This is a genomic window from Pyxidicoccus fallax (genome assembly GCF_012933655.1).
Classification (GTDB): Bacteria; Myxococcota; Myxococcia; order Myxococcales; family Myxococcaceae; genus Myxococcus; species Myxococcus fallax.
In genome coordinates this window covers 1-4678 of sequence record NZ_JABBJJ010000565.1, presented here as the reverse complement: position 1 = coordinate 4678, position 4678 = coordinate 1, and the positions used below count along the sequence as shown (strand labels likewise).

General features: G+C 70.7%; 4 protein-coding genes. 2 read left to right on the top strand and 2 right to left on the bottom strand.

Going from position 1 to position 4678, the window contains the following annotated elements; all coding sequences use genetic code 11:
• Positions 1-30 precede the first annotated feature (30 nt).
• A complete protein-coding gene (locus tag HG543_RS51630) occupies positions 31-2163 on the bottom strand; it encodes a BamA/OMP85 family outer membrane protein (protein WP_343073653.1) in 2133 nt (710 codons plus the stop codon).
• Between the two features lie 178 nt (positions 2164-2341).
• Between HG543_RS51630 and HG543_RS51625 the strand changes: the two genes are divergently transcribed.
• Positions 2342-2650 carry a hypothetical protein gene (locus HG543_RS51625; RefSeq protein WP_169352359.1) on the top strand — a complete coding sequence of 103 codons (309 nt, stop codon included), beginning with the start codon at positions 2342-2344 and terminating at the stop codon, positions 2648-2650.
• A 48-nt stretch (positions 2651-2698) separates the two neighbouring features.
• On the opposite strand, the gene HG543_RS51620 is transcribed toward HG543_RS51625, so the two are convergent.
• Complete coding sequence (locus HG543_RS51620; RefSeq protein WP_169352358.1) at positions 2699-4249, bottom strand: 4-alpha-glucanotransferase; 1551 nt, start codon at positions 4247-4249, stop codon at positions 2699-2701.
• 132 nt (positions 4250-4381) lie between these two features.
• Between HG543_RS51620 and HG543_RS51615 the strand changes: the two genes are divergently transcribed.
• The coding region (locus tag HG543_RS51615; protein ID WP_169352357.1) for a DNA-3-methyladenine glycosylase at positions 4382-4678 on the top strand (297 nt) is incomplete at its 3' end.

Below are 4678 nucleotides of genomic sequence, written 5' to 3'. Positions count from 1 at the left end.
AGGGTGGGGGAGTCGGGGCGGTGGTGTCGCTCAAAACGCCTCTCCGATGGATAGATGCAGCGCGCACAACCCTTCCGGGGCACCCGCGTAGGTGGCACCCCGTGTCCTCGGACCGTTGATCCGCCAGCTGCTGCCCAGGCCGAAGCAGCCCCCGGAGTCGGGATAGATGTACCCCGGAGTCGTGACGGGCAATCCCCTGCCGATGTTCAACCGCCGCGCGATGTCCAGCCGGATGGGGCCCACCACCGTGAGGTAGCGAAGTCCCATGCCCAGGGCGTGGTAGTGGTCGGGACCGAACAGTCGGGGGCCCTTGGCGCTGAAGTTCGTGATGCCGACCAGCCCCGAGTCATAGAAGGCCGCCACCATCAGGCTGTCGGTGAGCTGGTAGCGCAGCTCCAGCGCGCTCTCGAAGAGGCTGTTGCCGCCCACCGGCACGGTGTCCCACTGCGCGTTTTGCGTCACTGCCTCCGGGATGCCGTCGCCGTCCTCGTCCACCTGGGTGGGCAGGGCGGTCAGGGGGGACAGGCGCTGGCCGTTGAAGCCGCGCATGGCCGTGGCGCCTCCGGAGAAGAAGCGGGTGACGATGGAGGTGGGCGAGTTGTTCGCCGGGTTGAGCGTGCCCATCCGGACCTTGACCGCCAGGATGAGCCGCCGGTCGGCGTCCAGGGGCTGGAAGTAGCGCACGTCGGGCAGCAGGCGCACGTACTCGTAGCCGCCGAACAGCGGGCCGCCGCCCTTCTGCACCGACATGGCCAGGTAGTAGCCCTCGCGCGGCGCAATCGGGTCGTCCCGGCGGTCCCACGCCGCGGCCACCTCCACGAAGCTCAGCGCCGTGTAGCACTGTCCGGAGGTGCTCGTGCAGCCCAGGACGATGGGGGGCACGCGCGCGTCCGCGCTGACGCGCCCCGTCAGCCGGTAGATCTGGAGGTTGTACGAGGGGAAGATGGAGAGGTTGGGGTGCGGCTGCCAGATGACGCCCGCCTGGAGCCTCCCACCCCAGAAGTCATAGGCCTGCTCCAGGCCCCGCTCCGCGGTGAGCGACGTCTGCAGGCGCAGGTCGCGGAAGAGGAAGCGCGGCTGTTCGAATTCGGTGGTGACCTCGAAGACGGGGCCTGCCTTGTCGCGGTTGAGGATGTTGGGGATGAAGGCGTAGCCCGCCCGGCCGCGCACGGTGAAGCGCCGCAGGCCCCCCTGGAAGTTGCGGTGCGTCCACTCGCCCAGCGCGCGCACCTCCTGGCGCGCGGCGTCCACGCCCACGCCGGCGCCCAGCCGCACCGAGCGGAAGGGCGCCTCGCGCACGTCCACCACCACCGGCACCGTGCCGGACTCGCGGTCCGGCGCCCCGCGGTTGACCTTCACCGCGCCGAACACGCCCATGCGGAACACGCGCGCCTGGGCCTCCGCCAGCCGCGTCTCGCTGTACCAGTCGCCCTTCTGGATGGCCCCCTGCACCTGCTCGATGATGCGCCTGGGCGGCACCTGGGGGTTGGCGTCCGTGGCCACGAAGGTGTTGCCGAAGCGGTAGCGGAGGCCCGGGTTGATTTTCAGCTCGATGATGGCTTCCCGCGTGGCCAGGTCCACCCGCACCTCGCCGCCCACCTCCGCCTCCGCGTAGCCCAGCTCGTGCAGCCGGTCCTCGATGAGCGCCTTGGTCTCCTCCCAGGCGGCCTCGCGGAAGATGTCGCCCTTCTTCAAGGGCAGGTCCGCCAGCACCCGGGCGCGGTGCTCGTCGCGGAACTCGGGGGGCAGCCCGTCGAGGACGGCGGGGTCGATGTCGGCGGCGACGCGGGTGGGCTCGCCCTCCTTCACGTCGACCTGGAGGGAGACCGCGTTGGTCCCCTGCTGCTTCACCTCGGCGGAGACGACCTCCGCCTCGTAGTAGCCCTGGGCCTGGTAGTAGCGCTGGATGCGGCGCAGGTCCGCCTGCCAGGCGTTGGCGTCGAAGTAGCGCGGGCCACCAAAGGGCCAGAAGCCCCACCAGGGTGTCTCCGAGGTGAGGATGCGGTCCTTGATGTCACCTTCGCTGATGTCGTCGGTGCCCCGGATGTCGAGGTCGTTGACCTTGGGCCCCGGCGGCCGCTCCTGGGTGGTGGCACAGGAGGCGGCCAGCAGGAGCGCGGCGGCGGTGGCGAGGCGGAGGGTTCGGGGAAGGGCGGCGGCCACGGAGCGTTCATAGCCGGAAGGCCCCCGGCTGACTCGCTCCTTGCAAGAGAGGCGGGGTGACAGTGTCGCATTCCGAGACCTGCGCGCCGCCGCCAGTGTCGGGTGGCGCTCTCCGGTCATGTCTCGAAATGCGGGTGGGCGTGCAAGCCGGCCCGAGGTGCGCCAGATTGGACCCCCTATGTCCCTGTCCTGGCGAAAGAGCGTCCTGGTGTTCTCCGCGCTCGCGGTGCTCGGCTCCGCGTGCGGCGTGGATGACGACGAGGTGGTGAAGCTGAAGGAGGGCGAGAGCCTCGCGGACGCGCCCTACTGCGGCTCCTTCGGCTGCGAGGAGTTCGACCAGTTCTGCGCCGAGCTCTTCCTGGACTTCGGCCGCTCCCCGGCCCTGTGCATCACCGACGACATCTGCGACCGGCTGGAGTGCGCCAACTCCAACCGGCGGTGCGCCATCTTCGATGGCTTCCCCGGCCAGGTGAAGTGCATCGACTGAAGGGGCGGGCGGGGACCTCCGGACGGAAGTCCCTCGCGGGGACGGCGGCTACCGGCGCGCGGAGGCGGTGAGCCACGCGAGGCGCTGCGCGGCGTCCTTCGTCTCCGGCTCGGTGAGCAGCTCGTTCGCGTTCTGGGAGATGCGGTAGGCCCAGTTCGAGTCGCTCATGGAGCCCGGCAGGTTGATGCGGTCGCGGGTGCCGAGGACGTCCTGCCAGGGCAGCACGCACAAGTCACTGCCGGAGTTGAGCGCCGCGGCGAGCATGCCGCGGTGGACCTCCGGGGTGAACTCGCGCGTGATGGGCACGCCATTCATCTCCGGCCACGCGCGGGCGGCCGCCTGGCGCTCGTCGTCCCGGGCACCTTCCCACCACTCCACCATGGTGTCGGTGTCGTGGGTGCCGGTGGTGACGAGCGACACGGCGGGGAACTGGTGCGGGTGGCGGTAGGTGTTGTCGTCGCGCTCCCAGCGCATCACCCGGTAGCCGGGCAGCTGGAGGTTGGCGAGGATGTGGCGCACGAAGGGCGGAATCACGCCCAGGTCCTCGGCGACGATGCCGGCGCCCTCGGACAGGAGGCGGAAGTGCTTCTCGCCCAGGCGCTTGTGGCTCTCCTCGTCCGGAGGGACGAAGCGGCCGGTGGGCGTCTGCTCGTCGCGAATCCACTGGCGGAAGTAGCCCACCGCGTGGTCCACGCGGCGCAGGTCGTAGTAGCTGGCCGCCTTCTTCGCGCGCTTCTTCAGCCACGCGTAGTCGTCCTTCTCCATGGCGGCGAAGTCGAAGTAGGGCAGGCCCCAGTCCTGGCCGGTGGCGGAGAAGTCATCCGGGGGCACGCCCAGGCGCGCGTCGCGCCGGAGGATGTCCGGGTGGGCCCAGCAGTCCGCGCTGTCCTGGCCGATGATGAAGGGCTCGTCGCCGCACAGCAGCACGCCGCGCGCCTTGGCCTGCTCGCGCACCGCGTCCCACTGCTGCTCTGCCACCCACTGCAGCCATGCGTGGTAGCGCACGCGGCGCTCCAGCTCCTGGGACTTGGCGGCCAGGGCCTGGGGCTGGCGGGTGCGCAGCCCCTCGGGCCACTCCCACCAGGGCCGGCGGTTCTCCTGCTCGCTGATGGCGGTGAAGAGGGCGTAGCTCTCCAGCCACTCGCCCTGGGCGTCGCGCCACTTCTGGAAGGACTTCGCGCGCTCGGACTGGGGCGCCCAGTGCTGGGCCTCGAAGGTGTCGAAGGCGCGCGCGAAGGCGGCGTCCTTGAGCGGGAAGACGAGGTCGTAGCGCACGCGCGGGGCGGCGCGGGCCTCGGCCAGCTGCTGGCGCTGCTCCTCGGACAGGGCGGCCTCGCCGCCGGAGGCGGTGAACTCCGGCAGCTGCCGCAGGTCGATGAAGAGCGGGTTCAGGCCGAAGGCCGAGCGCGTGGAGTAGGGAGACGGGTCGCCCGGCGCGGTGGGCAGCAGCGGTAGCACCATCAACAGGCGCTGGCGCGCGGCCTTCATCCAGCCGAACAGGCCGTCCAGGGCACCGAAGTCGCCGATGCCGAAGTCCGTCTGGGAGCGGAGCGAGAAGAGCGGAAGCAGGAGACCGGAGAGCCGGCCAGGTGTGGACATGGTGCGGCGCAATCTGCCCCAGCCCCGCGCCGGTGTGAACTGCTCCGACACCTCTTATTGCGCGGGGGCTCCGCTGCCTGACGGAAGGGACTGCGAGCGGCGGCGTGGGGTGGCCGTGGGTACAATCCTCAAGTGAACTGTTTGCTGGAAGAGTTCTACGCGCGCCCCGCGCTGACCGTGGCCCGGGAGCTGCTCGGCACCCTGTTGGTGGTGCAGGGGCCCGGCGGGCGGCGGGTGGGCCGCATCGTGGAAACCGAGGCCTACATCGGGGAGCACGACCTGGCGTGTCATGCCGCCAAGGGTGTCACCCCGCGCACGGAGGTGATGTTCGGGCCGCCGGGGCGGGCGTACGTCTACCTCATCTACGGCATGCACCACTGCTTCAACGTCGTCACGGACACGGTGGGGGTGGGGGCGGCGGTGCTGGTG

Excerpts from the sequence above, each read along its gene's own strand:
- HG543_RS51620 (WP_169352358.1), bottom strand. The coding sequence starts at position 4,249 with ATGTCCACACCTGGCCGGCTCTCCGGTCTCCTGCTTCCGCTCTTCTCG.
- HG543_RS51625 (WP_169352359.1), top strand. The coding sequence starts at position 2,342 with ATGTCCCTGTCCTGGCGAAAGAGCGTCCTGGTGTTCTCCGCGCTCGCG.